The following is a 25,661-nucleotide window of genomic DNA, read 5'->3' as shown; positions in this document are numbered from 1 at the left end:
CGGTCACTCCGTGTTCATCTTGCGGGGTAGTGAAGCTATTTGCCCGCGCCCTGGATGCGCCCCGCCGCCGGCCGCTCGCGCCACAGCGCCAGTCCCTTGTCGACCATGGAGACGCGAGTCAGGTCCGGGACGTCGTCCAGGGGATGCCAGGCCGCCATGTCGGTGGAGCCGTCGGCCTCGTAGCGCAGGTCGCCGCCGGTGACGCGGGCCTCGTAGACGAGGCGGACGCCGTGGTGGTCGACGTCGCGGCCGAAGCGCGCCGGGAAGACGCGGTGGGCGGAGTCGAGGCCGAGGAGGCCGGTCGGTTCGACGAGGTAGCCGGTCTCCTCCTCCACCTCCCGCACGACCGTGTCGTAGGGGTCCTCGCCGTGCTCCATGCCGCCGCCGGGCAGCACCCATTCGAAGCCGCCGCCGGGGGCCGGGGACCGGGCGAGGAGGAGTTGTCCGTCACGCACGCATATGGCGTAGGCCGCCACCCTCAACTTCTTCTGCACGTAGGGACATTAGAGGCGCGAGGCCCGGATCGGCAGGCGATTTTCCGGCTTGCGGGCGACTTGCCGCTTAAGACCCTTGCATCCCAAATGAACAGGGGGTTTCCCCCATTCCTCCATTGCGATTGGGTCAACTCTTCCCAAACATCCTTCCCTTGCGTAAGGCTGTGCGGTCGTCCGGGTTCACATACCGGACGGCCCATGCTCCTTTACCTACAAGGGATGCCGATGACCCTCACCCCCCAGCGCGAACCCAAGCCGGGCGCGAGACGCGCGGCCCGCATAGCCGTGGCCGCAGGTCTCGTCGCCGCGCTGTCCGCAGCCGGGCCGATACCCATGGCCATGGCCGGGGACCCCGCGCCCGCCGCGGACCCGAGCGTCAAGTCCGCGCACGACAAGCTCGGTTCGGACGACGCCGACCTGCTCGCCGAGGCGAAGTCCGACGGCGACAAGAACGTCACGATGATGATCGCGACCGCGCCCGGCCAGACCGAGAAGGTCGCCGAGCAGCTGGACGCGGTCGGCTCTGTGGGCCGTACCTACGACAAGCTCGGCTATGTCCGCGCGACCGTCCCCACCGGCAAGGCCGACTCGGCCATCGCCGCGGCGACGAAGCTCTCCTCGGTGCACGGCATCGACCTGCGCGAGGAGATACCCCTGGACGACCCCGCCGTCGACACGAAGAAGTCGACGGCCGCCGCCACCTCCTACTCGGCCCCGTCGAAGAGCACCCCGGCCGAGAACCCGTACAACCCGTCCTTCGAGACGGGCTCCGTCGACTTCGTGAAGAAGAACCCGAAGGCGGACGGCCGCGGCATCACCATCGGCATCCTCGACAGCGGCATCGACCTCGCCCACCCGGCGCTGCAGAAGACCACCACCGGCGAGCGCAAGATCGTCGACTGGGTCACCGCCACCGACCCGCTCGTCGACAACGACCGCACCTGGCGCCCGATGGTGACCTCCGTCTCCGGGCCCACGTTCAGCTACAGCGGCAAGACCTGGACCGCACCGGCCGGTTCCTACCAGGTCAGCACCTTCCTGGAGTCGTACACCACCGGCGGCGACGCGGCGGGCGACGCCAACCGTGACGGCGACAAGACGGACTCGTGGGGCGTGCTCTACGACGCCGCGAACGGCACGGTCCGGGTCGACCTCAACAACAACAACGACTTCGGTGACGACACCCCGATGAAGCCGTACAAGGACGGCTTCCAGATCGGGTACTTCGGCACCGACAACCCGGCCACCGACGTCGCCGAGCGGCAGCCGTTCGTCGTGCAGATCCGCAAGGACGTGCCGATGGACCCGCTGGGCGGCGACTGGGTCGGCCAGAAGCGCGACTTCGTCAACATCGGCGTCATCGAGTCCGAGCACGGCACCCACGTCGCCGGCATCACCGCCGCGAACGGCCTGTTCGGCGGGAAGATGAACGGCCAGGCCCCCGGCGCCAAGCTCGTCGCGTCCCGTGCCTGCACCTGGACCGGCGGCTGCACCAACGTCGCGCTCACCGAGGGCATGATCGACCTCGTCGTCAACCGTGGCGTCGACATCGTCAACATGTCCATCGGCGGTCTGCCGGCGCTCAACGACGGCAACAACGCCCGCGCCGAGCTGTACACGCGCCTGATCGACACCTACGGCGTCCAGCTCGTGATCTCGGCCGGCAACTCCGGCCCCGGCGCGAACACCATCGGTGACCCGGCGCTGGCCGCCAAGGTCATCTCGGTCGGCGCGACCGTCTCCCGTCAGACCTGGGCCGCCAACTACGGCTCGGTCGTGGAGAAGAAGTACGCGATGATGCCGTTCTCCTCGCGCGGTCCGCGTGAGGACGGCGGCTTCACCCCGACGCTGTCGGCGCCGGGTGCCGCGATCAACACCATCCAGACGTGGCTGCCGGGCGCACCGGTCGCCGAGGCGGGCTACACCCTCCCGGCCGGCTACGGCATGCTCCAGGGCACCTCGATGGCGTCCCCGCAGGCCGCGGGCGCGTCCGCGCTGCTGCTGTCGGCCGCCAAGCAGAAGGGCATCGCCCTCACCCCGGCGAAGCTGCGCACCGCGCTGACCTCGACCGCCGACCACATCAAGGGTGTTCAGGCGTACGAGGAGGGGGCCGGCCTCATCAACGTCCCCGACGCCTGGGACTCCATCCGTGACGGCGCGACCGCCCACGAGTACACGGTGAAGGCACCGGTCGACACCGCGATCGACCAGTTCCTGAAGACCCCGGGCTTCGGCACGGGCGTCTACGACCGCGAGGGCGGCCTCAAGGCCGGGCAGAAGAAGACGTACGACGTCACGATCACCCGTACGTCCGGCGCGGACAAGGCGATCCGGCACGAGCTGCACTTCGAGAACAACGCCGGGGGCACCTTCAAGATCGTCGGCTCCGACGAGATCAGCCTCGGCCTGAACAAGCCGGTCACCGTCAAGGTCGCCGCGAAGTCCTCCTCGGCGGGCATCAAGAGCGCGATCCTGGAGGTCGACGACCCGCGCACCGAGGGCATCGACAAGCTGGTCCTCAACACGGTCGTGGTCTCGGCGCCGGTCAAGTACACCTACTCGGCGGCCGGTTCGACGCAGCGCAACAGCACCAAGTCGTACTTCGTGACCGTCCCCGAGGGCGCGAAGTCGCTGGAGGTCGCGATCGGCGGGCTCAAGGACAAGAGCCAGACCCGGTTCATCGCCATCCACCCGTACGGCACCCCGTCGGACAACACCGGCACCCCGTACTGCTACAACAACTACCTCGACGGCAACGGCTGCAAGCCGGACGTGCGTTCCTACGCCGACCCGCAGGCCGGCGTCTGGGAGATCGAGGTCGAGGCGCGCCGTACGTCGCCGCTGCTCGACAATCCGTTCAAGCTGGACGTCACCGTCCTCGGCGCGGCCTTCGACCCGGAGACCGTGACCGTCCCCGAGGCCAAGGTCGGCACCCCGGCCGCCGCCTCCTGGAAGGTGACCAACAAGTACGCAGCGATCGACGGCAAGCTGGCCGGCGGCCCGCTCGGCTCGTCGAAGGCGGCCCGTCCGACCATCGCCGAGGGCGCCACGCAGACCACCACGGTCGAGGTGCCCGAGGGCGCCACCTCGCTCGACGTCTCCATCGGCAACGTCTCCGACGCTGCCGCGGACCTCGACCTGACCGTCTACGACGCGGCCGGCACCGAGGTCGGCAGCTCCGCCGACGGCGACTCGGAGGAGTCGGTCTCGATCGCGAAGCCGGCCGCCGGGAAGTACAGCATCGAGGTCATCGGCTACTCGGTGCCGAGCGGTTCGACGGCGTACGACTACCTGGACGTGTTCTTCTCCGCCGCGCTCGGCACCGTCACGGTGGACGGGTCGCCGGTGAAGCTCGGTACGGGTGCCACGGCCACGGTCGGCGGCAGCGTCACCGCGCTGGCGCCCGCGCCGGAGGGCCGTGAGTTCTTCGGTCAGGTCCAGCTGCTCAACACCCGTGGCACGGTCGCGGGCCTGGGCAACGTGAAGATCGAGAAGGTCACGCCGTAGTGGCGTAGTACGGCTCCGCCGCAGTGGCGGTGAGGGCGGGCGTCCGGTTCGGGCGCCCGCCCTTCGTCGTCAGCAGGTGAGTCCCCGCGACTCCGCCAGCGACCCGGTGATCCAGGCCCGTTCGGGGACGATGTTCTTCTCGCCGACGGCCCAGAAGTCGGGCTGGAGGGCGCCCTGCGGGATGCCGATGAGCACCTGGTCGCCCTCGCGCAGGCCCGGTACGAGGTTCTCGTCGACCACGAAGGCCAGCTCCTGCTCGCCCTTGTCCGGCTTGTAGTAGCGGGTCATGTGCAGGGTGACACGGACCGACCCCGTACCGGCGAGCTGTTCGACGGAGGTGGCCCTCCCCTCGGCCACCACACGGGAACAGGCGAGGTAGCGGGGGCTGCCGAAGGCGGAGTCGGCGTCAGCGGAGGCCTCGTCCTTCGCGGCGCTGCCGGAGTCCGCTCCCGAGCTCGCGGTGTCGCCGCCCCCGGCCTGGGTCAGCAGCCAGCCCATGCCGGCCAGCACGGACGCGGCGGCGGCCACGGCGAGGCTGCCGAGGGCGACGGTGACCACGCGGCGCCGGGTGCGGGAGGGCTGTCGTACGGGGGCAGGTGCCGGCGCGTACTCGGGCGCCGGTGCCGGGGGCACCGGCTCGGCGAGGGCGTGCCCGATGATCCCCAACTGCTCGCGCAGCAGCGCCACATCGGCCGCCGCGGACCGCTGCTCCGCCATGAAGGCGGCGTCCGCGCGGGCCTCGTCGGTGAGCGGGTCGCCGGTGATCGCGGCCATCAGGGCGTCGACACCGCCGCGGCCGTCGTCGTAGCCGTCGCGACCGGTGCGGTCTTCGTTCTCGGCGGTCACGTCACACCACCTCGTCCTCGTGCAGGCGGGCGCGCAGAGCCCGTACCGCCGTGTGCAGCCTGCTCTTGACCGTGCCCTCCGGGATGCCGAGCTCCTCGGCGATGTCACGGACCGGCAGGTCACCGTAGAAGCGCAGGACCAGGACCTGACGCTGGGTGTCGGGCAGTTCGTCCAGGCCCCGGGCGACGGCGAGGGAGAGCAGGCTGGTGTCCTCGCCGGAGGGGTGTTCGAGCTGGCGCAGGGAGGCGAGCCGCTCCCCGAGCCGCTCCTGGCGCTTCTTGGCCCGGTGCCAGTCCATGGCGAGGTTGGAGGCGACGACCGCCGCCCACGCCGACACGTCCCGCGGCGCCTCGCGGCCGCTGGCGGCCCGCTCCAGCAGCCGCAGACGGACCTGCTGCACCCCGTCCGGCAGGTCCGTCTGCGGCACTCCGCCCAGTGCGAGCACGGCCCGCACCCGGCGTTCCTGGGCCGCGTCCAGCGGATCGTCCGGTACGTCCCGGACGGCACCGCCCCCCTGGTCGCGGCGGGCCCTTCTGCGCAGCACAGCCACCCCTCCCCTCCCCGTGTGGTGACTTTGACGCCGTGGTGCGCCAAAACGTTCGGCCGGCTGCCCGGCAATTTTTCGGCGCCGGACGGAGTTGTACGTCACACCGCCGCGTAGCCCGGTCGCCGGTGGGCAGGCGAGCTTGCGGCGCCGGGCGGCCGTAGGACGAATTTCTCCAGCTCAGCATGGGCGTGAGCCGTAGGACCGGTGCCGCACCCGGTGCCCGTCGCGTCCCATTGGCCGGTCATCCATGCCAAACAATTGGACAGGCGGGCCGAGGCTGACCGCATGATGGAAACGCCTCGGCCATGCAGCAGTCACAGACAAGCCACGTAGAAGGAGTCGCCGTGAGGGTCGGAATCGTCGGAGCCACCGGTCAGGTCGGCACGGTCATGCGCAGGATCCTCAAGGAGCGCGACTTCCCGGTCACCGAGCTGCGCCTGTTCGCCTCGGCCCGCTCGGCAGGCTCGGTGCTCGACGGCGTGACCGTGGAGGACGCGTCGACGGCCGACTACACCGGCCTGGACATCGTCCTGTTCTCGGCGGGCGGCTCGACCTCGAAGGCCCTCGCCCCGAAGGTGGCCTCGCAGGGTGCCGTCGTGATCGACAACTCCTCGGCCTGGCGGCGCGACCCCGAGGTCCCGCTGGTCGTCTCCGAGGTGAACCCGCACGCGATCACCGACCGCCCCAAGGGCATCATCGCCAACCCGAACTGCACGACGATGGCCGCGATGCCGGTGCTGAAGCCGCTGCACGCCGAGGCCGGCCTCGAGGCGCTGGTCGTCGCCACGTACCAGGCGGTGTCGGGCTCGGGTCTGGCCGGCGTCGACGAGCTGTTCGAGCAGGTCAAGAAGGTCGGCGACGACGCGCCCAAGCTGACCCACGACGGCTCGGCGGCGGAGTTCCCCGAGCCGCACAAGTACGTCGCGCCGATCGCGTACAACGTCCTGCCGCTGGCCGGTTCGATCGTCGACGACGGTCTGCACGAGACCGACGAGGAGCAGAAGCTCCGTCACGAGTCCCGCAAGATCCTTGAGGCCCCGGAGCTGAAGGTCTCCGGCACCTGCGTGCGTGTCCCGGTCTTCTCCGGTCACTCCCTCCAGGTCAACGCCCGCTTCGCCCGCCCGATCAGCGTGGAGCGCGCCAAGGAGCTGCTGGCCGGCGCCCCCGGCGTCGCCCTCTCCGACGTCCCGACCCCGCTGCAGGCGGCCGGCCAGGACCCGTCGTTCGTCGGCCGCATCCGTGCCGACGAGACGGTCGAGCACGGTCTCGCCCTCTTCCTCTCCAACGACAACCTCCGCAAGGGCGCCGCGCTGAACGCGGTGCAGATCGCGGAGCTGGTGGCGGCGGAGCTGAAGGGCTGACGCCCGGTTCTACGTCGAGAGGGGCGCCCACCGGTGGACGGTGGGCGCCCCTCTCGCTGCGCTCGGACGCTGTGCTCAGAGCTCCAGATGCAGTCGGAGTGCCGCATCGATCTGGGCCATGCGCTGACGGGGTACCGCCCCGATCTGCCGCAGCAGTCGCTCCCCGGCCAGGGCGCGGACCTGCTCGCACTGCACCTTGGAGTCCTTGAGGAGGCCGCCCTCACCCGCGGGAAGCAGCACCTGGAACGGGAAGACGCGGGAGGTGTTCGTGGTCAGGGGAACCAGGGTCACGACGCCTCGCCCGGTGCGCTGCACCGCCGCGTTGGCACCGTCGTTCGAGACGATCACCGCCGGACGTGCCTTGTTGGCCTCGCTGCCGCGCACCGGCTCGTAGTCGACGAGGTAGATGTCACCGCGCTTCATCGGTCAGCCCGTCCCCCGAGAACTGGTCCCAGAACCCGGCGTCCTCGCTGCCGTCCCACTCGGCGAACGCCTCCGTGTACTCCTGCTCCAGGTGAGCCCGTCGCAGCAGCTCGATGGCGTCGTGAATCACCGCGGACCGGGAGTCCGCCGATTTCCTCGCGACGTACTCGTCGACGAACGCAACATCCTCCTGGGGAAGACTCACACTGATCTTCATACCCTGAGCATAGCAAGTGGTGATAAATGTTGCTACCACTAGTACTACCAGGAGTACTACTTCAGTACCTACCCCTTGCGCACCTCATAGAGGAAGCACCCGTACTCCACGGCCCGGACATGAACGAACGCCACCTCGGAGTCGGCGAACGCCTCCGCGAACGCCGCCTCGAAGTCCCCCGGCTCCACCAGCCGTCCCCCGACGATCCGCCCGTCGCCCGAGTAGCGGCGGACGGTCCGGTGGGCGTTGGCGAAGGGCAGCGCGTCCCCGTCCGGACCCGCGCACTCCTCGGCGTGGATGAACACCGGCCCCTGCTCGTCGTAGGCCCCGGGATCGACCCCGTGCTCCGCCGCCCGGCGCCGCTGCGGGGCGTACGAGACGAGGGCGATTCGCTCGCCGGGGGCGCTGCGGCGCAGGCAGCAGCGCAGGGGCGCCCCGCCTTCCTCGTCGGTCACGGGAACCGTCCGGCGTCCCGCGTCGTCAGCAGAGCGAAGCTCCTTCAGGGCCGTCGGATCGATGGGGTGTGCCAGATAGGTCGTCATGCCCCCAGCGTCACGCGTGTGCGCCCCGCCCACCGGCGGTAAACGGACATCGCGCTCCGTGCAGGTCCCATGGAAGGATGACCGAACCCACACATATCGAGGAGATGACCGCGTGCCTGGCACAAACCTGACTCGCGAAGAGGCGCAGCAGCGGGCGAAGCTGCTGACCGTTGACTCGTACGAGATCGATCTCGACCTCTCCGGCGCGCAGGAGGGCGGTACCTACAGGTCCGTGACCACGGTGCGCTTCGATGTCGCGGATGGGGGCACCTCCCGCTCGAGCGAAGCCGAGAGTGGGGGAGGCGCCGACTCCTTCATCGACCTCGTGGCCCCGGCCGTCCACGAGGTGACTCTCAACGGCGACGCGCTCGACGCGGACGAGGTCTTCAAGGACTCCCGCATCGCACTGTCCGGCCTGCTGGAGGGTCGCAACGTCCTGCGGGTCGTCGCCGACTGCGCGTACACCAACACCGGCGAGGGCCTGCACCGGTTCGTCGACCCGGTCGACCAGCAGGCGTACCTGTACACCCAGTTCGAGGTCCCGGACGCCCGCCGCGTCTTCGCTTCCTTCGAGCAGCCCGACCTGAAGGCCACCTTCCAGTTCACCGTGAAGGCCCCCGAGGGCTGGACGGTAATCTCCAACTCGCCCACCCCGGAGCCCCAGGACAACGTCTGGTCCTTCGAGCCGACGCCGCGTATCTCGACGTACATCACGGCGCTCATCGTCGGCCCGTACCACTCCGTGCACAGCGTCTACGAGAAGGACGGCCAGTCCGTCCCGCTCGGCATCTACTGCCGCCCCTCGCTCGCCGAGTACCTCGACTCGGACGCGATCTTCGAAGTGACCCGGCAGGGCTTCGACTGGTTCCAGGAGAAGTTCGACTACGCGTACCCGTTCAAGAAGTACGACCAGCTGTTCGTGCCGGAGTTCAACGCGGGCGCGATGGAGAACGCGGGCGCGGTGACCATCCGCGACCAGTACGTCTTCCGGTCCAAGGTGACGGGCGCGGCGTACGAGGGGCGCGCGGAGACCATCCTGCACGAGCTGGCCCACATGTGGTTCGGCGACCTGGTCACCATGGAGTGGTGGAACGACCTGTGGCTGAACGAGTCGTTCGCCACCTACACCTCCATCGCCTGCCAGGCGCACGCCCCCGAGTCGCGCTGGCCGCAGGCGTGGACGACGTTCGCCAACCAGATGAAGACGTGGGCGTACCGCCAGGACCAGCTGCCGTCGACGCACCCGATCATGGCGGAGATCCGCGACCTGGACGACGTGCTCGTCAACTTCGACGGCATCACCTACGCCAAGGGCGCCTCGGTCCTCAAGCAGCTCGTGGCGTACGTCGGACAGGACGAGTTCTTCCGCGGCGTCCAGGCGTACTTCAAGCGGCACGCGTTCGGCAACACGCGCCTGTCCGACCTGCTGGGCGCCCTGGAGGAGACCTCCGGCCGCGACCTGAAGGCCTGGTCGAAGCAGTGGCTGCAGACGGCGGGCATCAACATCCTGCGTCCCGAGATCGAGACGGACACCGCCGGTGTGATCACGTCCTTCGCCATCCGCCAGGAGGCCCCGGCGCTGCCCCCCGGCGCCAAGGGCGAGCCCACGCTGCGCCCGCACCGCATCGCGGTGGGCCTGTACAACCTGGACGCCGGCTCCGGCAAGCTGGTGCGCGACGAGCGCCTCGAACTGGACGTGGACGGCGAACTCACCGCCGTGCCGCAGCTGTCGGGCACCCGCCGTCCGGACGTGGTCCTCCTCAACGACGACGACCTGTCGTACGCGAAGGTCCGCCTGGACGAGGAGTCCCTCGCGTTCGTGACGGACCACCTCGGCGACTTCGACGCCTCCCTCCCGCGGGCCCTGTGCTGGGCGTCGTCCTGGGACATGACGCGCGACGCCGAGCTCGCCACCCGCGACTACCTCTCCCTTGTCCTGTCGGGCATCGGCAAGGAGTCCGACATCGGTGTCGTGCAGTCGCTGCAGCGCCAGGTGAAGCTGGCGATCGAGCTGTACGCGGCCCCGGGCACCCGCGAGGCCCTGCTGACCCGCTGGACCGACGCCACGCTGGCCCATCTGCGTGCCGCCGAGGCCGGCAGCGACCACCAGCTGGCGTGGGCACGGGCGTTCGCGGCCACGGCCCGTACGCCGGAGCAGCTCGACCTGCTGGAGGGCCTGCTCGACGGCTCCCAGACGATCGAGGGGCTGGCCGTCGACACGGAGCTGCGCTGGGCGTTCGTCCAGCGCCTGGCGGCCGTGGGCCGCTTCGACGAGGCGGAGATCGCGGGCGAGTACGAGCGGGACAAGACGGCCGCCGGCGAGCGCCACGCCGTCACGGCTCGTGCAGCCCGCCCGACCGCGGAGGCCAAGGCCGAGGCCTGGTCGTCGGTCATCGACTCCGACAAGCTGCCGAACGCCCTCCAGGAAGCGGTCATCGGCGGCTTCGTCCAGACCGACCAGCGCGAGCTGCTGGCCCCCTACGCGGACACGTTCTTCGAGGTGGTGAAGGACATCTGGGACGCCCGTTCCCACGAGATCGCCCAGCAGATCGCCATCGGCCTCTACCCGACGATCCAGGTCTCCGAGGACACCCTCCGCAAGACGGACGCCTGGCTGACCTCGGCCGAGCCGAACGCGGCCCTGCGACGCCTGATCTCCGAGTCCCGGGCGGGCGTTGAGCGTGCGCTGAAGGCGCAGGCCGCGGACGCAGCGGCGGAGTAGTAACCGTCGTCGTACGTACGCCCCAGGGGGCGCCCGGTGCAACACCGGGCGCCCCCTGTTCGTCCCGTTGAGCTTGCCGCGAACGTCCCGCCACGAGCCGCCCCTCAACCAAGCCCCGCGGCGACGGCCTCCAGAGCCGACAGCACCCTCCCCACCGCAGCCCCCGACTCGCTCCCCCTGCGCACCGCGGCCACCACATGCCGCACCGGCCGCTGCTCCCCCACCTCCCGCATCACGACCCCGCCCCTGGCCACCGCGGCCATCCGCGGCACCAGCGCCACCCCCATCCCCGCCTCCACCATGGCCAGGATCGCCGTCCACCCGGCGGCGGAGTGCCCCTGCCTGGGGCTGAACCCGGCCGCCTCACACGCCCCGCGCGTGATGTCCGACCACGGCCCGCTTCCCCCGAAGATCCACTCCTCCGCGGCGAGATCGGCGAGCCGCACCTCCTCGGCCCGCGCCAGCCGGTGGCCCCGGGGCAGGGCGACGTCCAGCGGGTCCGCGAGCAGCGGCACCCTGGTGAAGCGCACGTCGCCCACCGTCGGCGCCTGCGCCGCGAGCGACAGGGCGAGGTCCACCTCCCCGCCGGCCAGCAGCTCGTACGCCTCCTGCGCCTCGGCCTCGCGCACCCGTACGGTCACCCCGGGATGCGTCTCCCGCAATGCCCGCACAGCCGGTACGACCAGCGCCGGCACGGCCGTGGAGAAGGCGCCCACCCGCACCTCCCCGACCTCACCGTGCACATACGCCGCCAACTCGGCGTCCGCCCGCTCCAGTTGCTCGAACACGGCCTCGGCGTGCCGCAGCACCAGCCGGGCCGCGTCCGTCAGCCGCACTCGCCGGCCCTGTGCCTCCAGCAACGGCACCCCGACCTGCCTGGCCAGATTCGTCAGCTGCTGCGACACCGCCGACGGCGTCATGCGCAGCGCCTCGGCCGTCGCCGTCACGGTGCCCCGCTCCCGCAGGGTCCGCAGGATCTGCAGCTTCCGGATGTCCCACTCGACCATGGCGGCAACCTACGTCACCGCCGCGCTGCCGCCCCCAGGACGACTCCGCCGAGGATCAGCCCCATGCACAGCACCTGTGTCCAGCCGGTCGCCTCGCCGAGGACCGCCCAGGACAGCAGGGCCACGCACACCGGCTGGAGGTAGTAGACGACCCCGGCACGGCTCGGGCCGACCAGGGCGATCGCCCGGTTCCAGGCGAAGAAGGCGACGGCGGAGGAGGCGACCCCCACGTAGAGGATCGGCAGGACCGTGCCGGGGGTGGGCTCGAAACCGCCCTGCACCGCCAGGCTCGCCCCCTGCGCGGGCACCAGCAGGGCGGTACCCACCAGGAACGTCGTGAACAGGAAGGCCGCACCGCCCAGTTCGGCCGGCCGCCGCCGCAACAGGCCGCTGTACGACCCGAAACAGCAGGCAGCTGCCACCATCCACAGATCCCCGGCCGAGAACCCCGCCCCGCCCGCACCACTGCCGATCAGCAGCACGACCCCCGCACAGGCCACCAGCAGCCCCACCACCCGGCGCGCACCGAGCCGTACCCCCGCGGCCCGCTCGGACACCGCCATCAGCACCGGCGAAGCAGCCATGATCATGCCCATGTTGGCGGCGGGAGTGGTCAACCCGGCCTGGTTGACGAGGGTGTTGTAGGTGCTGACGCCGAGCAGCGAGGCGAGGAGCACGTAGCCGAGGTGCCGGCGGATCAGCTTCCGCTGCCGCCAGGCCTGCCGGGCGCCGAACGGAGCCACCGCGACCAACGCCACCAGCCACCGCCAGAACGCGTGCTGCACCGGCGGCACGCTGTCGTGCAGCGCCCGTGAGGTGACGAAGCTGCCGGACCAGACGACTGTGGCGAGAGCGGCGAGCGCGACCCCGAGGGCGGCGGCCGTCCTCGGGGTCGGGGTGGTGGAAGGGAATGCGGAAGGGGATGTCGTACGGGCGGTCCGCTTCAGGACTGCGGGCACAGAGGTCCTTTCGATGGGCGGTGACGATGACGGGTCCACCGTCGCAGCGCGCCACCCGTCACGTCCATCGAAACTTTTCGACCATTTCTTTCAGGAGAACTGAAAGGTACAGCGGGTCGCGCGAGGGCTCCGCTCACCCCACGTGCCCGGCGACCGCCGCCTCGACCGCCCCCGCGTGGGTGCCGTCCGCCGCCCACGCCACGTACCCGTCCGGTCGCACCAGCATGGCCGTACGGCGGTCGCTCGCCCAACGCGCCACGGTGAGCCGGTCCTTACGGCCGCTCCGCACCTCGGGCACCTCCCCGCCCCGCGGGAGGATCAGCACGAACCGCCCACCCCGCAGAGCCTCGTACAGGCGGCCGCTCCCCAAGGCCACATCCGGGACGCGGGAGCCGGCCAGGCGGTGGGAGCCGCGCGGGGCGGCGTACTGGTACCCGATGCCGGAGATCTGGGCCAGGGCCTTCGTCCGGGCAGGCCGGGCGGCGTTGACGAAGGCGGAGAACAGGGCCCGTACGGCACGCAGTGCCGGGCTCTGCGCCCGGGCCAGCCGGACCAGCCCGCCGCTGCTGCGCAGCACCGCCTTGCCGACGGGGTGACGTTCGGCCTGGTAGGTGTCCAGCAGGCACATGGGCCGGTGGCCGTTGATGACCGCGGCGAGTTTCCAGCCGAGGTTGGCCGCGTCCTGCAGGCCGGTGTTCATGCCCTGCCCGCCGGCCGGCGAGTGGACGTGCGCGGCGTCGCCGGCGAGGAAGACCCGCCCGACCCGGTACCGCGGCGCCTGCCGCTCGTCGCTGTGGAAGCGGGACAGCCAGCGCGCGTCATGCATGCCGTAGTCGGTGCCGAGGGCGCGGCGGGTGACCTCCTTGACCTCGGCGAGGTCGAGCGCAACGTCGTCGGGGACCTCGTGGCGGCGGTTCCAGCCCATGACGCGGTACCAGCCGTCGCCGAAGGACGCGATCATCGCGAAGGAGTCGCCGGCGCCGTTGACGGTGAGCACGCTCGCGGGCCGCTCGGCGAGCCGGACGTCCGCCAGGAACAGGGACTTGATGACGGAGACCCCGGGGAAGGGCAGGCCGATCGCCTGGCGTACGGCGCTTCGGTGGCCGTCCGCGCCGACGACGTAAGCCGCGCGGTGCGTGACGACCGCCCCGTCAGGACCGCGTACATCGAGGTCGACCCCGTCGTCGTCCTGCCGCAGCCCCACGACCTCGCTCTCGAAGAGGAACTCGACCCCGAGCTCGCGCGCCCGCCGCTCCAGCAGCCGCTCCACCTCGTACTGCGGGGTGATGAGCAGGAACGGGAAGCGCGACGGCAGCGTGCCCAGGTCGAGGGAGAGGCGGCGGAACAGGCGCAGCTCGGTGATGGTGCTGCCGGTGGCGATCAGCTCGTCGGCGAGGTTGCGGGCGTCGAGCTGTTCCAGGGTGCGGGCGTGCACGCCGAAGGCGCGGGAGAGGTTGCTGATGCCGTGCGGGCGCCGCTCGACGAGAGTGACGCGCACGCCTGCGGCGGCGAGGTCGCCCGCGAGGAGGAGGCCGGTGGGGCCGGAGCCGACGACGAGGACGGGGCGGGTGGAGCCGGTGCCGTTCGTGGCGCTCATGCGGGCCTCCTGAAGCCAACACCTGTGGGTCAACGCTTACTGGTCAACACTTGTTGGTCAACACTTGTTGGCAACCGTAGAACCGCCCCTCAAGTATGTCAACACTTGTTGGCCTACACTCGTTGGCATACGATTGTTGGCATACACTCGTTGGCATGACGCAGAGCAGCCCCGACGACTCCGCCCCCACCCCCGCCCCGCGCCGCTCCGAGGCCACGCGCACGGCGATCCTCGACGCGGCCCGCGAGCGCTTCGCGGCAGACGGTTACGAGCGCGCGACCATCCGCGCGATCGCCAAGCACGCGAACATCGACCCGTCGATGGTGATGCGCTACTACGGCAACAAGGAGGGACTCTTCGCGGCGGCCGTCGCCATCGATCTGAAGCTGCCGGAACCGGCGTCGCTGTCCCGCGACGACGTCGGCCGGGCGCTCGTGACCCACTTCCTGGCCATGTGGGAGGAGAACGAGGTGCTCACGGCCCTGCTGCGGGTCGGTGCGACCAATCAAGCCGGGGCAGAGCGCATGCAGGGCATCTTCGCGGACCAGCTGCTGCCGGTCGCCCGTCGGGTGTGCCCCGATCCCGAGCAGGCCCCGGCGCGGGCCGCGCTGGCGTCGTCACAGCTGCTCGGGCTGGCGCTCACGCGCTACGTCCTGCGGTTCCCGCCCGCCGTGGCGCTGGCGCCCGAGGAGATCGTGGCCTGGCTGGCGCCCACGGTGCAGCGCTATCTGACCGCGCCGTACCCGGCGTGACAGTCACCCGCACCGGCCCCGCACCGGCCCGGGAACGCACCGAGGGCGCCGGCCTCGTCGTACGTACGGCGGATGCGCGTACGCAGGACGGGGCCGGCGCCCTCGACAAAAGCGGGGTCGGCCGGAACCGCGCGGATCAGGCCTTCGCCTTGGCCTTCACCTTCGGCCGGCGGTCCGTGGAGCGGTCCAGGACCATCACGAGGCCCGCGATGACCGCGAACAGCACGATCGGGGCCAGAACGAACAGGCCCAGCGTCTCGATGACGCTCAGGCCCTGACCGGGGTCGTCGCCGTCGTCACGCGTGAGCGCGAGCGCGGGGGACGACATGAGCAGCATCATCAGCGTCGTACCGGCAGCCAGGGCGCCGGCGCGCAGGGCGTTCTTCTTGTCCACGGGGCCAAAAGTACCGAACGCCGCCGGGGGACGCGCGTCCGGGGGGTGCCGTAAGGAGCACCCGGCACCGCGGACGACGGACGCCGCAGTGCCTGACCGTGCCGGTCAGCCGTGCCGGCGTGCGTCTTCCCGCAGCACCTCCACCAACGCCCGCATCCGGGGCGACGCCGCCAGTTCCTCCAGCGTCATCGGCCTCCCCCGGGCGTCCGCGATCGGCAGCCGCCAGTTCGGGTACTGGTCCCAGGTGCCCGGCAGGTTCTGCGGGCGGCGGTCGCCCACGCCGTCGGGGAGCCAGACGCCGACCATGCGGGCCGGGGTGCGCAGCAGGAAACGGTGGACGGCCTGGATCTCGGCCTCCTCCTCCGAGGCGCAGTGCCCGCCGTGCGTGCCGTGCGTCAGCCCGAGGCGGGACAGCAGCTCCAGCCACTCGCCGGTGTCGGCCGCCGCTTCCGCGCGCTCCTGCTCCAGGGGGCGGGTCAACAGGCCGAGGCTGTCGCGCAGTTCGACGTGCTCGCCGGTGAGGCGGGCCGCGGTGGACGGCAGGTCGTGCGTGGTGGCGGTGGCGAGGCAGTCGGCGCGCCAGGTCTCCGGCGCCAGGGGGCGGCCGTCGCCGTCCCAGTCCCGTTCGAACCACAGCACCGAGGTGCCGAGCACGCCCCGCGAGCGCAGCGCCTCCCGCACACCGGGCTCGACCGTGCCGAGGTCCTCCCCGATCACCACCGCTCCGGCCCGGGAGGCCTCCAGCACCAGGATGGCGAGCATGGCTTCGGCGTCGTAACGGACGTACGTGCCCTCCGTCGGCGCATGCCCCTGCGGCACCCACCAGAGCCGGAACAGCCCCATGACGTGGTCGATCCGCAGCGCGCCCGCGTAACGGAAGAGCGCCCGCAGCAGACGGCGATACGGCTCGTACCCCGACTCGGCCAGCCGGTCCGGCCGCCAGGGCGGCAGCCCCCAGTCCTGGCCGCGGGCGTTGAAGGCGTCCGGCGGGGCGCCCACCGACATCCCGGCCGCGAAGTACTCCTGCTGCGCCCAGGCGTCCGCGCCGTCGGGATGCACCCCGACCGCGAGGTCGTGCACGATCCCGACCGGCATCCCCGCCTCCCGCGCGATCCGCTGGGCGGCGGTCAGCTGGGTGTCGGTGAGCCAGGCGAGCCGGCAGTGGAAGTCGACCCGGTCCATCAACTCGCCCCGTGCTCGGCCGGTTTCGGGCGAGCGCGGGTCCCGCAACCCCTGCGGCCACCGCCGCCAGTCCGGGCCGTGCACCTCGGCCAGCGCGCACCACGTGGCGTGGTCCTCCAGCGCCTGGCCTTCCTGCGCGAGGAAGTCGACGTAGGCGGCCCGCCGCCCGGGCCCGAGCGGCACCTCGCGCACCAGTTCCAGCGCCTCCCGCTTCGCCTCCCACACGGCGTCCCGGTCGATCAACTCCCCCTTCTCCAGCACCGCTTCCCGCAGCCGCCCGGCCCGCTCCAGCAGGGCCCGGACGCGCTCGGGGTCCTCGACGTGGGCGAACTCGGGCACGTCCTCGACCCGCAGATGCACCGGGTCGGGGAAGCGGCGGGAGGACGGGCGGTAGGGCGACGGGTCGGTCGGGGCTCCGGGTACGGCCGCGTGCAACGGGTTGACCTGCACGAATCCGGCGCCGAGCGCCCGGCCCGCCCAGGCGGCGAGCTCACCGAGGTCGCCCAGGTCGCCCATGCCCCAGGAGTGGCGGGAGAGGAGGGAGTAGAGCTGGACGAGAAGGCCGTACGAACGTGCGGTGGGCGTGGGCAGCCGGGGCGGGGCGACGACCAGGTGGCTGGTCGCCGTACGGCCGTCCGGTGTGGTGACGGTCAACCGGTGGACACCGGGCGGGAGTTGGTCGGCGGCGGGGAGCCGGTCGACGGCGGCGCGGGTGTCGCCCTGCTCGGTCTCGATGTGCAGCCGGGTGCCGGACGGCAGCGCGGCCGGCGCCAGGGGCTCGGCGCCGGGCCGGCACACCACTGTCGGCGGCAGCAGCCGCTCGCGCAGCTCGCGTTCCCGCGCGGCCAGCTCGGCACCGACGGACGCGGGCGTGCTCGCGTCGACGTCGAGGGCGGCCAGGGCGAGGGTGAGTGCGGTGGCGGAGGCCGCGACCGTGCGGTCGGCGGACGGCTGGTAGGAGGTGGCGACGCCGTGCAGCTCGGCGAGCCGCGACAGGTCGTCGGAGGGAAGGTCCTCGGGGCCCTCGGCTGGGGCTTCGGCCGACCGCTGTCCTGTCATCTACGGCCTCGTGGAGTCCATGTCCATGTCCATACCGATGTCCATACCCATGTCCCAGGTCGCTGCCTCACTCGTCAGCGGTGCCGCGTCCGCGAGCGGCGGTTCGCTGGTGAGGGGCTCGGCGTCGCGCAGGGGCGGTTCGCTGGTCAGCGGGGCCTCGGTGCAGGCGCCCTCGGAGCTGAAGATACAGGCGTACATCTCGGGTTCGGTGAGGGCGCCTTCGTACATCTCGGGCTCGCTGGGCGCCTCGGGTTTGGAAAGGGCCGATGCAGTGGCCACGGGGGCCTCCTCTTCGAGTACGGCGTGCGGGTTACCGCCGTCCCTACCCAGCGGGCGCGGCAACAGACGTATACCGACGAACAACGTGCCTCTCATCACATTCTGTTCCGCACATTCTGTTCCGCTCCTGCGGTTTCCCGGGCTTTCTTGCTGATCACTATTCACTCAGTACATGTACTCAGTACATAATGCTCGTCATGAGCACCCGCCACATCCTGTTGGGGCTGCTCGCCACGGGTCCGAGCCATGGCTACGACCTCAAGCGACGCCACGACGAACGCTTCCCGCAGGCCCGTCCGCTGGCCTACGGGCAGGTCTACACGACCTTGCAGCGGCTGGTCCGCGACGGACTCGCCGAGGTCGACGGCACCGACTCGGACGGCGGCCCGGAGCGGACCATGTACCGCGCGACGGAACAGGGCGCACACGAACTGGCCCAGTGGGCCGGGGAGATCGCGCCGCCCGCGCCGTTCGTGACGAACGAGATCTTCGCCAGGGTCGTCGTGTCGATCCTGTCCGGCGGCGACCCCGACGCCTATCTGCGCGCCCAGCGTGCCGCCCACATGGAGCGGATGCGGCAGCTCACGGCGGTCAAGACCGCGCCGGGCTCCGATCTCGCGACCGTGCTCTCGGCTGACTACGCCCTCAACCACCTCGACGCCGACCTCCGTTGGATGACGACCACGGCGGCCCGGCTCACCACTCTGACCGCGGAGGTCGACGCAGTATGAGCAACCCAGGGGGAAGCCCGGTGCCGCTTCTTGCGGCCCGTGACCTCGTGAAGGCGCACGGCAGGACCGAGGCCCTGCGCGGCGCCTCCGTCGAACTGCGGCCCGGTGAGATCCTCGCCGTCACCGGCGTCAGCGGAAGCGGAAAGTCAACGCTGCTGCACTGTCTGTCCGGCATCGTCCGCCCGGACACCGGCTCGGTGACGTACGACGGGGAGCGGCTGGACCAGTTGCCCGAGCAGCGGCTGAGCGAGCTGCGGCGTACGGAGTTCGGCGTGGTCTTCCAGTTCGGGCAGCTGATCCCCGAGCTGACGGCCCTGGACAATGTCGCGCTGCCGCTGCTGCTCGCGGGTGCCCGCCGGCCAGCGGCGCAGGCGCAGGCCGGCGAGTGGCTGGAGCGGTTCGGGGTGCGCGGGCAGGAGGAGCTGCGGCCCGGCGAGCTGAGCGGCGGCCAGGCCCAGCGGGTGGCCCTGGCGCGGGCCCTGGTCACCGGCCCGAGGATCGTCTTCGCGGACGAGCCGACCGGAGCGCTGGATTCGCTGGCGGGCGAACAGGTGATGACGGCCCTGACGCACACGGCCCGCGAGTCGGGCACGGCGGTGCTGCTCATCACGCACGACGCCCAGGTGGCGGCGTACGCGGACCGCGAGGTACGGCTGGCCGACGGCACCGTGACGCCGCTGGGGGTGGCGGCATGAGGAACCGGCGGACCCGCCTGAGCACCGACCTCCGGCTGGCCTGGCTGCTCACCCGGGGGTCCGACCGGCGGGAGTGGTGGCGGGTCCTGCTGACGGCGGTGGGGGCGGCGGGTGCGACCGGGATCGGGCTGGCGGTCGCCACGCTCGCCGCGCTGGACGGGCAGTACTCGGTGTCCTTCGGTGCCGGGCTCCTCAACCAGCCCAGCGACCGGCAGGGCGTGATCGTCGCACTGCTGATGCTGCTGGTGCCGGTGCTCGGGTTCCTCGGGCAGTGCGCCCGCGTGGGCGCGGTGCACCGCGACCGGCGCCTGGCCGCACTGCGGCTCGCGGGGGCCGCGCCCGCCCAGGTGCGGCGGATCGCGGCCCTGGAGGCGGGGCTGGCCTGTCTGGCCGGCTCGGCCGTGGCCACCGTCTTCTGCGTCCTCCTGCTGCTGCGCGTGTGGCAGGCCCCCGAACCCTTGGCATGGCTCGGCATCGCCCTGGTCGCCGTGACCGTCCCGGCGCTGGGCGCCGCCGTGAGCGCGCTGTCGCTACGGCGTGTGGTGTCCTCACCGCTGGGCCGGCTACGGCGGGTACGGCCGACGCGGGGTCCGGGGCTGGCGTTCGTGGCGCTCACCGGGCTGCTGGCGGCCACGGCGCTGCTCACCGGCCTGGCCACGGTCTACGGCGACTCCCTCGACCACGCCCTCGTCCCGCTGACGGTGCTCACCGCGAGCCTGCTGACCGGCGTCTCGGCGGTGTGGCTGGCGGGCTGGGCGTCCGGGCGGCTGGGCACCGCGCTCGCCGCCCGCGCCCAGCGCCCGGCGCTGCTGATCGCGGCGGAGCGGCTGCGTGACGACCCGTGGGCGGCGGCCCGTACCCATGCGGCGGTGCTGCTGGTGACGGTCGTGGGCACGGCCTTCGTCGGTATCCGCGAGGTGCTGACGCAGTTCGTGAACAGCAGCGACGATCTCGCCGAGTACGACTCCTACTACACCACCGGCCTCGACCTCTCCGGCGCCGCGATCCTCGTCGCGCTGGTGCTGACCCTGTCGGGCCTGGCCGTGGGCACCGCCGAGTCGCTGGTCACCCGGCGCCGGGGACTGGCCGCGCAGGCCGCGGCGGGCGTGCCGCATGGCGTGCTGGGCCGGGCGCTGCTCCTGGAGACCGCGCTGCCGCTGGCACCGGCGGTGCTGCTGGCGGGCGCGGGCGGCACGGCGATCCATATGGGCTGGGCCGGCATGCTCGACGACGCCGCCGTGGGCGTACCGCTGGTGCCCGTCCTGGTGCCGGTCGCCGTCTACGCCGCCTGTCTGCTGGCCGCGGCCACGTCCCTGCCGTTGCTGCGGCGCACGGTGCGGCCGGCGGAACTGCGGTACGTGTGAGAAACGGCCGTGCGGCCGCGTGAACGGACGGCCCCGGGGGGCACGGGGGACCCTCGGGGCCGGACGCCGGCCGCCGCACACCAGGTATGCGAAGGCCCGGGTCGTCAGGCGGAGATGCCGTCGATCCGGGCCATGGCGTCCTCGGCGCCGTACGGTTGCAAGTACGGCAGCCAGCGTGGGTCCCTATGCCCGGTGCCGATGATGCGCCAGGCGAGACCGGTGGGTGGAGCGGGTTTGTGGCGCAGCCGCCAGCCGATTTCGAACAGATGTCGGTCGGCCTTCACGTGGTTGCAGCGGCGGCAGGACGCCACCACGTTGTCCCAGACGTGCTTGCCCCCGCGGCTGCGCGGAATGACATGGTCGACGCTGGTTGCGACGCCACCGCAGTACATGCACCGGCCCCCGTCGCGCGCGAAGAGCGCCCTGCGGGTAAGAGGAACGGGCCCCCGATAGGGAACCCGGACGAATCGCTTGAGCCGGACCACGCTGGGTGCGGGGACTGTGACGGTTGCGCTGTGCATAAAGGCGCCGGACTCCTCGAGGCATACGGCCTTGTTCTCGAGGACGAGGACGAGCGCGCGGCGGAGCGGTACGACGCCGAGCGGCTCGTACGACGCGTTGAGGACCAGGACATGCGGCACGGATGCCTCCTTGGGCGTCGGCGGCGCGTGGCTCGCGCCGGGACGATCTGTAGTCAGTCTCCCCTCTCGCCTGGTGAAAGCGCCACCATGTCCCGGTAACGGGCTGAGAGTGTTTTCGACCACATCTGATTCATCCCCTGGGCGATGAACGGTTCATCCCACCAGTTCATCCCCACGTGGGCACGATTCCTCCCTCGAACATGGCGACGATCCACACACGATGCCCCGTTAGTGTGGTGAGCCTGCCCCGCCGGTGACCCTTTCGTGACCTTGACCAGCTACCGACGGGGCGGGCCGCTGCACTGGAGGTACCTGCCGTGTCCCTGTCCGCCGTCCTACTGGCCGCCGGCCCTACGCCGTCGCCGACCCCCTCGGGGACGACCACCCCGGCGGTTCCCACGATCAAAGACGCTCACGAGAGTGCGACCCAGGCCGCGACCTGGGTCGAGCAGAACTGGTCGACGTGGCTCGCGATAGGCCTGAGGGTCCTGCTGATCCTGGCCATCGCGGCGGTGCTGAGAGTGGTGATCCGGCGGGCGATCACCAAGCTCATCGACCGGATGAACCGCACCGCCCAGGCGGTGGACGGCACGGCCCTCGGCGGTCTGCTCGTCAATGTCGAGCGCCGCCGTCAGCGCTCGCAGGCGATCGGCTCGGTGCTGCGTTCGGTGGCCAGCTTCGTGATCATGGGCACGGCCGCCCTGATGGTCCTGTCCGCCTTCGAGATCAACCTCGCCCCGCTGCTGGCCTCCGCCGGTGTCGCGGGCGTCGCGATCGGTTTCGGTGCCCGCAACCTGGTCACGGACTTCCTCTCCGGCGTCTTCATGATCCTGGAGGACCAGTACGGCGTCGGCGACACGATCGACGCGGGCGTCGCCTCCGGCGAGGTCATCGAGGTCGGCCTGCGCGTGACCAAGCTGCGCGGCGACAACGGCGAGATCTGGTACGTCCGCAACGGCGAGGTCAAGCGCATCGGCAACCTGTCCCAGGGGTGGTCGACGGCCGGCGTCGACGTCACCGTCCGCTCCTCCGAGGACCTGGACAAGGTCAGGAGCACCATCGGCGACGTCGCCGAGCGCATGAGCAAGGAAGAGCCCTGGAACGAGCTCCTCTGGGGCCCGATCGAGGTCCTCGGCCTGGACAGCGTGCTGCTGGACTCGATGGTCGTACGCGTCTCGGCGAAGACGATGCCGGGCAAGTCCCTGACCGTCGAACGCGAACTGCGCTGGCGCATCAAGCTCGCCTTCGACGCCGCCGACATCCCGATCGTCGGCCGCGCCCCCCTCGCGCTGGACGCGGAGCCCACGGCGGACCCGACGGCGGGCATGGCGGCCCCCTCGGCCTACGCCAGCACCACCTCGCCACAGTCCGTGGCAGCGACCCCGCTCGCGCCGCCCAGCGTGACGAAGTAGCCGCAGCCGGTCATACGACGAAGGGGGCGCCCGCAACTGCCGGGCGCCCCCTTCGCGATGCGCAGGACATCTAGGGCCACGGCGTTTGCGCAGGTGCACAACGGTCGGTTGTGACCGCGCGGGCCGCCGGTTGTTTGATCCGCGCGATCGCCGCTCGCTTTGATGGCCTCCGTCGACGGAGGGCTGGGCATGGCGGGCGGGCGGGCGTTGGGGCGGCGCTTCGGGTGGCTGTGGGCGGCGTACGCGGTCAGCGCGTTCGGGACACGGCTGGCCTTCGACGCCTTCGCGTTGATCGCGGTCGTCGTACTGCACGCCGGGGCGACCGAGGTCGCGCTGCTGGCGGCGTCGGGCCTCGCGGTGGGGGCGGTGGTGGCGGTGCCGCTCGGGGCGTGGGTGGAGTTCCGCCGGAAGCGGCCGGTGATGATCGCGGCGGATCTGATCCGGTGCGCTGCGTTGCTGAGCATCCCCGCCGCGTTCGCGCTCGACGGGCTGGGGCTCGGCCAGTTGCTGGTGGTGTCGGTGGTGGTCGCCGCGGCGGACATCACGTTCGGCGCGGCGAGCGGGGCGTATCTGAAGTCCCTGGTGCCGCCGGAGGACCTGCTCGTGGCGAACGGCCGCTTCGAGGCCACGACCTGGACGACCACCGCACTCGGCCCGCCGCTCGGCGGGTTCGCGGTCGGCGCGTTCGGCCCGATGACGACCGTGCTGGTGGACGCGGTCAGCTATCTGTTGTCGGCCCTGGGGATCCGGGCGATCGGCGGTGAGGAAGGGCAACAGAGCCAGAGCCAGGAGACGCAACGACAGCGGCAGCCCGGCCCCGACACCCCCTCCGGGCTGCGGATGAGCGACCTCCAGGCCGGCTGGCGGCACATCCTCGGGCACCCCACCCTGCGCCCGCTGTTCCTCAACACGGTCCTGGTCAACGCCCTGATCATGGCCCCGGCGCCGCTGCTCGCCGTCCTGATGCTCGGTCAACTCGGCTTTCCCCCTTGGCAGTACGGCCTCGCCTTCGCCGTGCCGTGTCTGGGCGGCCTGCTGGGCTCGCGCCTGTCCCGGCGCCTGGTCGCCCGGCACGGCCGGCGCCGGGTGCTCCTGACCGCGGGCACCCTGCGCGCGATCTGGCCCGTGGGCCTGGCCTTCATCGGGCCGGGCACGCCGGGCCTCCTCCTCGTCATGGCCGTGGAGTTCGGCCTGATCACCTGCATCGGCGTCTTCAACCCGGTGCTCGCCACCACCCGCCTCGACCGGACCCCGCAGGACCGCACCACCCGCACCCTGACGGCGTGGTCGATCACCGGCAAGACGGCGACCGCGGCCGCGACGGCACTGTGGGGCCTGCTGGCCGCGCTGACCGGCACGCGCGCGGCGATCGCCCTCGCCGGGGTCCTGCTGCTGGCGACGCCGCTCCTGCTCCCGCGGCGCGAGCCGGCGGCCGACCGCAGCGCCCTCACGTAACGACTCGGTTGCCTGCCGGACCAGCTCTCTTGACGCCGCCTTCCTGCCGGGCTTACTTTCCTCGGCAGCAGATAGGAAACTTTCCTAACAGTGATCCTGGATGGACTTCCCTCGTAGATCGCTGAGAAGCTGGTCAGCCGAAAGGCAGGTGTCGACCCCCATGGCAGGAACCGCCGGTACGCCGGGCACCCCGCGCGTCCTGCGCGCCATGAACGACCGTGCCGCCCTGGACCTCCTCCTGGAGCACGGGCCGCTGTCCCGCACGCGGATCGGCAAGCTCACCGGCCTGTCCAAGCCGACCGCCTCCCAGCTGCTGGCCCGCCTGGAGGCCGCCGGCCTCGTCCTGGCGACCGGCACCACGGAGGGCCGACCCGGCCCGGGCGCCCAGCTGTACGAGGTCAACCCGGCCGCCGCGTACGCCGCGGGGCTCGACGTCACCCCCGAACGCATCCTCGCCGCCGTCGCCGACGTCACGGGCCGCACGGTCGGGTCGTACGAACTGCCCACCCCCGGCAGGCGCCCGGCCCAGCCCGTCGTCCGGCAGGTCACCGACGCCCTGGACGGCGCGGTGAAGGCGGCGGGCCTCGCCCGCGACGACGTCCACCGGCTCGTCATCGGCACCCCCGGCGCCTTCGACCCCAACACGGGCCGACTGCGCTACGCCTCCCACCTCCCCGGCTGGCACACCCCCGCGCTCCTGGACGAGCTCGCCGCGGCCCTGCCGATGCCGGTCGAGTACGAGAACGACGTCAACCTCGCGGCGGTGGCCGAGCAGCGGCTCGGCGCGGCCCGCGGCCACGAGGACTTCGTGCTGCTGTGGAACGAGGGGGGCCTGGGCGCCGCTCTGATCCTCGGCGGCCGGCTGCACCGCGGCTGGACCGGCGGCGCGGGCGAGGTGGGTTTCCTGCCGGTTCCCGGCACCCCCCTGGTCCGGCAGGTCGCCAAAGCCAACAGTGGCGGCTACCAGGAGCTGGCCGGTTCGCAGGCGATCCCCCGGCTGGCCCGCGAACTCGGCATCGGCGGCATCCCGTCGACGCCGTACGCCGAGGCCGCAGCCACCCTCGTCGAACGGGCCGCCACCGAGGACACCGTCCTGCACCGGCTGCTCCTCCACACCTACGCGACCCGGCTGGCCACCGGTCTCGCCTCCCTGGTCTCCGTCCTCGACCCCGAACTCATCGTCCTCAGCGGCGCCTCCCTCACCTCCGGCGGGGAGGTGCTGCGCGCCCTCGTCCAGTCCGAGCTGGAGGAACTGGCCGCGGCCCGCCCCAAGCTGGTCGTCGGCGACGTACGTGAACACCCGGTGCTGCGGGGCGCGTTGGAGAGCGCGCTCGCGACCACACGCGACGAGGTCTTCGACACCGCCCGCTGACGGCCCCGCTCCCCCGGCCCACTCCTCCTCGGCACCTCCTCCTCCGCACCTCCTGACCCACCCCCCGCCTTCCCTCACCCACCCCGTTCCCGCCCTTGGGAGA

The 25,661-nt window shown here is 71.7% G+C and carries 23 protein-coding genes; 10 read left to right on the top strand and 13 right to left on the bottom strand.

What is annotated here, in order from left to right:
- Positions 1 to 35: 35 nt before the first annotated feature.
- Positions 36 to 494: an NUDIX hydrolase gene (locus ACZ7L5_RS26720; protein WP_471519385.1), complete on the bottom strand. Its 459-nt coding sequence runs from the start codon at positions 492 to 494 to the stop codon at positions 36 to 38.
- Between the two features lie 225 nt (positions 495 to 719).
- On the opposite strand from ACZ7L5_RS26720, the gene ACZ7L5_RS26715 reads away from it, so the two are divergent.
- Positions 720 to 4,001 carry a S8 family serine peptidase gene (locus ACZ7L5_RS26715; protein WP_471519384.1) on the top strand — a complete coding sequence of 1,094 codons (3,282 nt, stop codon included), beginning with the start codon at positions 720 to 722 and terminating at the stop codon, positions 3,999 to 4,001.
- A 69-nt stretch (positions 4,002 to 4,070) separates the two neighbouring features.
- Here ACZ7L5_RS26715 and ACZ7L5_RS26710 read toward each other — a convergent pair whose 3' ends face one another.
- Complete coding sequence (locus ACZ7L5_RS26710; RefSeq protein ID WP_471519382.1) at positions 4,071 to 4,847, bottom strand: hypothetical protein; 777 nt, start codon at positions 4,845 to 4,847, stop codon at positions 4,071 to 4,073.
- A gap of 1 nt (position 4,848) precedes the next feature.
- Positions 4,849 to 5,397 carry an RNA polymerase sigma factor gene (locus tag ACZ7L5_RS26705; protein ID WP_471519380.1) on the bottom strand — a complete coding sequence of 183 codons (549 nt, stop codon included), beginning with the start codon at positions 5,395 to 5,397 and terminating at the stop codon, positions 4,849 to 4,851.
- A 341-nt stretch (positions 5,398 to 5,738) separates the two neighbouring features.
- On the opposite strand from ACZ7L5_RS26705, the gene ACZ7L5_RS26700 reads away from it, so the two are divergent.
- Entirely contained in the window at positions 5,739 to 6,755 is a 1,017-nt protein-coding gene (locus tag ACZ7L5_RS26700) for an aspartate-semialdehyde dehydrogenase (protein WP_328881610.1), read from the top strand.
- A 75-nt stretch (positions 6,756 to 6,830) separates the two neighbouring features.
- On the opposite strand, the gene ACZ7L5_RS26695 is transcribed toward ACZ7L5_RS26700, so the two are convergent.
- The 3 genes from ACZ7L5_RS26695 to ACZ7L5_RS26685 form a co-directional block, all read right to left on the bottom strand.
- Positions 6,831 to 7,178: a type II toxin-antitoxin system PemK/MazF family toxin gene (locus ACZ7L5_RS26695; RefSeq protein WP_362382133.1), complete on the bottom strand. Its 348-nt coding sequence runs from the start codon at positions 7,176 to 7,178 to the stop codon at positions 6,831 to 6,833.
- Complete coding sequence (locus ACZ7L5_RS26690) at positions 7,165 to 7,395, bottom strand: ribbon-helix-helix domain-containing protein (RefSeq protein ID WP_471519377.1); 231 nt, start codon at positions 7,393 to 7,395, stop codon at positions 7,165 to 7,167. The genes ACZ7L5_RS26695 and ACZ7L5_RS26690 overlap by 14 nt, the downstream gene beginning before the upstream one ends.
- A 68-nt stretch (positions 7,396 to 7,463) precedes the next feature.
- Positions 7,464 to 7,937 (bottom strand): DUF1203 domain-containing protein, encoded by a 474-nt coding sequence (locus ACZ7L5_RS26685; protein WP_471519375.1) that lies wholly within the window; start codon positions 7,935 to 7,937, stop codon positions 7,464 to 7,466.
- A gap of 112 nt (positions 7,938 to 8,049) precedes the next feature.
- Between ACZ7L5_RS26685 and pepN the strand changes: the two genes are divergently transcribed.
- The gene (gene pepN / locus ACZ7L5_RS26680) at positions 8,050 to 10,659 is read left to right on the top strand and encodes an aminopeptidase N (protein WP_471519374.1); all 2,610 of its coding nucleotides are present in this window, start codon (positions 8,050 to 8,052) and stop codon (positions 10,657 to 10,659) included.
- Positions 10,660 to 10,763: 104 nt separating this feature from the next.
- Here pepN and ACZ7L5_RS26675 read toward each other — a convergent pair whose 3' ends face one another.
- From ACZ7L5_RS26675 to ACZ7L5_RS26665, 3 genes are all read right to left on the bottom strand, one after another.
- Entirely contained in the window at positions 10,764 to 11,666 is a 903-nt protein-coding gene (locus ACZ7L5_RS26675; RefSeq protein WP_471519372.1) for a LysR family transcriptional regulator, read from the bottom strand.
- 14 nt (positions 11,667 to 11,680) lie between these two features.
- Entirely contained in the window at positions 11,681 to 12,625 is a 945-nt protein-coding gene (locus ACZ7L5_RS26670; protein ID WP_471519370.1) for a DMT family transporter, read from the bottom strand.
- A 133-nt stretch (positions 12,626 to 12,758) separates the two neighbouring features.
- A complete protein-coding gene (locus ACZ7L5_RS26665) occupies positions 12,759 to 14,222 on the bottom strand; it encodes an FAD-dependent monooxygenase (RefSeq protein WP_471519368.1) in 1,464 nt (487 codons plus the stop codon).
- Between the two features lie 155 nt (positions 14,223 to 14,377).
- Between ACZ7L5_RS26665 and ACZ7L5_RS26660 the strand changes: the two genes are divergently transcribed.
- The gene (locus ACZ7L5_RS26660; protein ID WP_363041168.1) at positions 14,378 to 14,974 is read left to right on the top strand and encodes a TetR/AcrR family transcriptional regulator; all 597 of its coding nucleotides are present in this window, start codon (positions 14,378 to 14,380) and stop codon (positions 14,972 to 14,974) included.
- A 136-nt stretch (positions 14,975 to 15,110) separates the two neighbouring features.
- Here the strand turns inward: ACZ7L5_RS26660 and ACZ7L5_RS26655 are convergent, their stop codons facing one another.
- The 3 genes from ACZ7L5_RS26655 to ACZ7L5_RS26645 form a co-directional block, all read right to left on the bottom strand.
- Positions 15,111 to 15,368, bottom strand: coding sequence for a hypothetical protein (locus tag ACZ7L5_RS26655; protein ID WP_328881601.1), 258 nt, complete (start codon positions 15,366 to 15,368; stop codon positions 15,111 to 15,113).
- A gap of 105 nt (positions 15,369 to 15,473) precedes the next feature.
- A complete protein-coding gene (gene malQ / locus ACZ7L5_RS26650) occupies positions 15,474 to 17,609 on the bottom strand; it encodes a 4-alpha-glucanotransferase (protein WP_471519365.1) in 2,136 nt (711 codons plus the stop codon).
- Complete coding sequence (locus ACZ7L5_RS26645) at positions 17,610 to 17,888, bottom strand: hypothetical protein (RefSeq protein WP_471519363.1); 279 nt, start codon at positions 17,886 to 17,888, stop codon at positions 17,610 to 17,612.
- A 197-nt stretch (positions 17,889 to 18,085) separates the two neighbouring features.
- Here ACZ7L5_RS26645 and ACZ7L5_RS26640 point away from each other — a divergent pair, with 197 nt between their 5' ends.
- The 3 genes from ACZ7L5_RS26640 to ACZ7L5_RS26630 are packed head-to-tail and all read left to right on the top strand — an operon-like array spanning position 18,086 to position 20,678.
- Positions 18,086 to 18,619: a PadR family transcriptional regulator gene (locus ACZ7L5_RS26640; protein ID WP_471519361.1), complete on the top strand. Its 534-nt coding sequence runs from the start codon at positions 18,086 to 18,088 to the stop codon at positions 18,617 to 18,619.
- Positions 18,616 to 19,314 carry an ABC transporter ATP-binding protein gene (locus tag ACZ7L5_RS26635; protein ID WP_471519359.1) on the top strand — a complete coding sequence of 233 codons (699 nt, stop codon included), beginning with the start codon at positions 18,616 to 18,618 and terminating at the stop codon, positions 19,312 to 19,314. The genes ACZ7L5_RS26640 and ACZ7L5_RS26635 overlap by 4 nt, the downstream gene beginning before the upstream one ends.
- The gene (locus tag ACZ7L5_RS26630; RefSeq protein ID WP_471519357.1) at positions 19,311 to 20,678 is read left to right on the top strand and encodes an ABC transporter permease; all 1,368 of its coding nucleotides are present in this window, start codon (positions 19,311 to 19,313) and stop codon (positions 20,676 to 20,678) included. Before ACZ7L5_RS26635 ends, ACZ7L5_RS26630 begins: the two co-directional genes overlap by 4 nt.
- 104 nt (positions 20,679 to 20,782) lie before the next feature.
- On the opposite strand, the gene ACZ7L5_RS26625 is transcribed toward ACZ7L5_RS26630, so the two are convergent.
- Complete coding sequence (locus ACZ7L5_RS26625; RefSeq protein ID WP_031476758.1) at positions 20,783 to 21,319, bottom strand: HNH endonuclease; 537 nt, start codon at positions 21,317 to 21,319, stop codon at positions 20,783 to 20,785.
- Between the two features lie 317 nt (positions 21,320 to 21,636).
- Here ACZ7L5_RS26625 and ACZ7L5_RS26620 point away from each other — a divergent pair, with 317 nt between their 5' ends.
- The 3 genes from ACZ7L5_RS26620 (at position 21,637) to ACZ7L5_RS26610 (ending at position 25,558) form a co-directional block, all read left to right on the top strand.
- Entirely contained in the window at positions 21,637 to 22,731 is a 1,095-nt protein-coding gene (locus ACZ7L5_RS26620) for a mechanosensitive ion channel family protein (RefSeq protein WP_363041156.1), read from the top strand.
- 189 nt (positions 22,732 to 22,920) lie between these two features.
- Positions 22,921 to 24,186, top strand: coding sequence for an MFS transporter (locus ACZ7L5_RS26615; protein ID WP_471519501.1), 1,266 nt, complete (start codon positions 22,921 to 22,923; stop codon positions 24,184 to 24,186).
- Positions 24,187 to 24,346: 160 nt separating this feature from the next.
- Entirely contained in the window at positions 24,347 to 25,558 is a 1,212-nt protein-coding gene (locus ACZ7L5_RS26610; RefSeq protein ID WP_471519355.1) for an ROK family transcriptional regulator, read from the top strand.
- Positions 25,559 to 25,661: the final 103 nt, after the last annotated feature.

This window comes from Streptomyces sp. NPDC107528, assembly GCF_055639295.1.
Note: the sequence above shows the minus strand (reverse complement) of the source record. Positions and strands in the feature narration are given on the sequence as shown.